The organism is Enterococcus sp. DIV0436a (assembly GCF_051711605.1).
In the GTDB taxonomy this organism is placed as follows: domain Bacteria; phylum Bacillota; class Bacilli; order Lactobacillales; family Enterococcaceae; genus Enterococcus_B; species Enterococcus_B faecium.
This window is the reverse complement of sequence record NZ_JBIONA010000007.1, coordinates 1-3,221: the sequence shown is the minus strand read 5'-3', so window position 1 is coordinate 3,221 and position 3,221 is coordinate 1. Positions and strand designations below refer to the sequence as shown.

Genomic DNA, 3,221 nt, shown 5'->3' with positions numbered 1-3,221 from the left:
TACAAAAGCCTTTGTCGGTGATTTAGAAAAGCTCTATAAAGATATGCTTAATCTTACTTACCGTACTGAAGATGAGGATTCTATTCGCTACTTTGTTTTGTTTACTGGTTTTGAAATCAATAAAACAAAAAAGTTTGTTGAAGTCAGTGTTAATCCGGACCTAGAATATATTATTAATGGTTTAACAGCTGAATTTAGTAGATTTGAATTATCTGCTTTCACGTCGTTGCGTTCTACGTATGCAAAAACTCTATTCCGACTGCTTATGCAGTACCGTTCTACTGGTTATTATGTAGTTCGTATTGAAGAGTTTAGGAGCTTAATGGATATCCCAGAATACTATCAAATGGGTAACATTGATCAAAAAGTATTAAATCCTGCATTACGAGAACTAAAAAAATACTTCAATGATCTTAAAGTCACAAAAATAAAAGCAAAAAAGGGCAATAAAATCGCCAAATTAGAATTTACTTTTTCAAGCCTAACGTCAGATTTGCCAAAGATTTCTCTGCGTAACTGGTTAGAAGAATAAATAAAAAAGAACTCGCCCCCCTTACATTAAGCAAGTAGACAAGTCCCTTACAACCGACTAAGATTGCTAGTACATTCTAGCATATTGTATGGGGCTTCTAAATAAAAAACAGATAGGAATAACTCCTATCTGTTTTTTATCGTTTTAGAAAATTTGTTGGGTCGAAATTTCTAGAAGTGACTGTTTGACTGGTTTCTTTTTGATGATTCTTTGGTCGATTTCGATTTGATGGATTTAGTTTAGCTTCGATTTTTTCTTTCACTTCTTGATATACTTTAGAATTTGTGCCAATAAGAACGCCTGTATCTTTTAGATATAAATCAGCAAATTCTGCGATGATTTCAGTCATGATGGAAATTTCTTTTCCCATAGCATTTAGTTTTGCCTGATTGCTGGTAGTGGTCGTGTTGGTATCGGGTTCATAACTCATACATAAAAAGCGAATGGCTTCCGAGTAGTTATTGATATCTGGATTTTTTTCGATGATGGAATCTAAAACGTCAACATGACTAGGGTACAAAGTAACATGTTTTTGGACAGAAGTTTTTCTCATGGTTATATCATTCCTCCGATAAGCATTTCAATGATTTGATTATTTGTGTAGACATACTCGCTTAATATTTGAGTATTTTCTGTTTGGATAGCAATAAATTTATCGAGCAATAAATCGAATTGGTCTTTTTTGTAAGTCGTAAGTTGACGGTCAAAATCACTTTCGATTAAAACTTTTAGATATTTATTTCGACTCCATTTTTCTCCTGTTTTATTCGTGAGTTCTTGGCAACGTTTGTCTATTGTTGCAACAAACTTTGGATCAATATTCCGAACTAAAATGTCCATAAAAAATCTCCTTTTGCAATTATGTATAATTTATGTATACCATACAAATACTATATTTGTATAGCTGTTTTTTGCCAAAATGCTATACATAAGCTACCCACGATGGCGAAAAAGTGATATCAAATTTTTTTCTGAGAAACGTGATAGGCACAGCCTATCTACCCACTTTTTTTAGAAAGTGGGTACACGTTTCCTTATGCTCTTTAAAATTCGGGGGGGAGTGCTGCACGTGTAATCGATAACCAAATTTAAAAATGCACGATCAAAAATTTATTTAGTTTTTCAAACGACATTTTTTTTGAGAGTATAGACGGCAAAGAAGTGATTTTATTTCTAGAAAAATTGTGAGACTGGAGAAAGAAAAAATGGAAAAATTTCCTTACGAATATTTTCAAAACTTAGAAAAATTAGAGCAAGCAATTCAAGCAATCAAGTTCGATTTAACAGACGAAAAATTGTTGGAATATAAAAATATGACACCCGAAAGAAAACGATCGTTGGAAAAATTAATGCAACTAGTGAACGAAGACGGCGGAATTTCAGACGCAGCTTTTGACGCATGGAGCGAATTTCATGGAGAATATAATTAAGTGGGTTTAAATGGCTCTAAAATCGCTTCTAAGAGTTTTTTAGCTTGGACCAATGAAATACACCAAAAACTAAATAAAACGTCTTAAATCGAAAAATACGAGCTCTCAGAGCGACTTTATTTGTAAATGTTGCATATAAGAAATAATTACGGATTTTAGACTTTTGTAGGATATTTTTGAAATAAATATTTATTTCTGTTATAATTTGATTGCAAATAAGTGAACACGAAACACACGAAAGCCCCAGAGAGGTCGGATTCTCTGGGGCTTTTTTTGTGGGCTGAGTCGCCTTAATTAAGTTTTACTTCTTGTTTCGGTTATTCAACCAGTAACTGAACAAAGCGCTTAAAAGCCCAACAAGAAGGGAGCAAATAAAGTTAGTGAACACGAAACACACCTCCTTCCAGTCGCAAGACTGTCGGATAGGCGACAATCAATTATACAATAAAAAAGCAAAAATAAGCCTAAGTTTTTTATTGCCTTGGGGTTGTTAGGGCTTGCCCTGACCGCCTGTAAGGCGCTTTAGAACGAAGGACATAGTTTTTATCGAATCTTGTCTTAGAACGGCTTAGACGAGCTCTCAGGACGCCACAAAGGAGTCCCTAATGAATTATTTTTGGCGAAGGAGCCTAAAGGCGACTGCTGCAAGTAAAATGTGAGAGCGTAGCGATCACTCCTTCTTACAGCGACCATAGGGAGCTAGATTGGCAGTTTAATATCATGCGCGAACCTGTTTATTTTAAAAAGTGGGTGATTTTTTGGCGGGAAATTTTGCTCGCGCGCGCGCGTTTATTTTATTTATTTTTTAAAGATTTTTTAGAACCCTTTTTAGGGGGCAGTTGAGCCTTACTCTCCCAACGGATACAGAAGGGTACTAACAACTTTTTATCTGAGTACTAACAACTTTTTATCTGAGTACTAACAACTTTTTATCTGAGTACTAACAACTTTTTATCTGAGTACTAACAACTTTTTATCTGAGTACTAATATCCTTTTGTATAATAACAACCAACCTATTTACGAGTTGGTTGTTAAAGGTTATTATTTATTTGTAAGGGGGGAAGAAAGGAATGGATGAAAAAACGGAATTAACAGTCAAATATCAAAATGAATTGAATTTAGTACCGCTGAAAAATTTCAATGCTAAGCAGATGGATTTATTTTTTGCATTATGCGCTCGTATGAAAGATCGTGGTTTGAAAAAAGTTAGATTTTCTTTCGAGGAATTAAAAGAGTTAAGTGATTATAAGATGACTGC

Annotated in this window: 6 protein-coding genes; 3 read left to right on the top strand and 3 right to left on the bottom strand. The window is 34.2% G+C overall.

Annotated features, from left to right (window positions below; all coding sequences use genetic code 11):
- A partial coding sequence (locus tag IGL15_RS14390) for a replication initiation protein (RefSeq protein ID WP_438768115.1) occupies nucleotides 1–532 on the top strand: 532 nt, incomplete at its 5' end.
- Nucleotides 533–668: 136 nt separating this feature from the next.
- Here IGL15_RS14390 and IGL15_RS14385 read toward each other — a convergent pair.
- Both IGL15_RS14385 and IGL15_RS14380 read right to left on the bottom strand, forming a co-directional pair.
- Nucleotides 669–1,085, bottom strand: coding sequence for a hypothetical protein (locus tag IGL15_RS14385; protein ID WP_001232859.1), 417 nt, complete (start codon nucleotides 1,083–1,085; stop codon nucleotides 669–671).
- Between the two features lie 2 nt (nucleotides 1,086–1,087).
- On the bottom strand, nucleotides 1,088–1,372 hold the full coding sequence (locus IGL15_RS14380; RefSeq protein WP_000353844.1) for a hypothetical protein: 285 nt from the start codon (nucleotides 1,370–1,372) through the stop codon (nucleotides 1,088–1,090).
- Nucleotides 1,373–1,737: 365 nt separating this feature from the next.
- Here IGL15_RS14380 and IGL15_RS14375 point away from each other — a divergent pair, with 365 nt between their 5' ends.
- Entirely contained in the window at nucleotides 1,738–1,962 is a 225-nt protein-coding gene (locus IGL15_RS14375) for a hypothetical protein (RefSeq protein ID WP_000410576.1), read from the top strand.
- 301 nt (nucleotides 1,963–2,263) lie between these two features.
- On the opposite strand, the gene IGL15_RS14370 is transcribed toward IGL15_RS14375, so the two are convergent.
- Nucleotides 2,264–2,350, bottom strand: a complete 87-nt coding sequence (locus tag IGL15_RS14370) for a type I toxin-antitoxin system Fst family toxin (protein ID WP_125669474.1) — start codon at nucleotides 2,348–2,350, stop codon at nucleotides 2,264–2,266.
- A 683-nt stretch (nucleotides 2,351–3,033) separates the two neighbouring features.
- Between IGL15_RS14370 and IGL15_RS14365 the strand changes: the two genes are divergently transcribed.
- Nucleotides 3,034–3,221 (top strand): RepB family plasmid replication initiator protein (locus IGL15_RS14365; protein WP_438768110.1); only part of this gene is annotated, 188 nt, incomplete at its 3' end.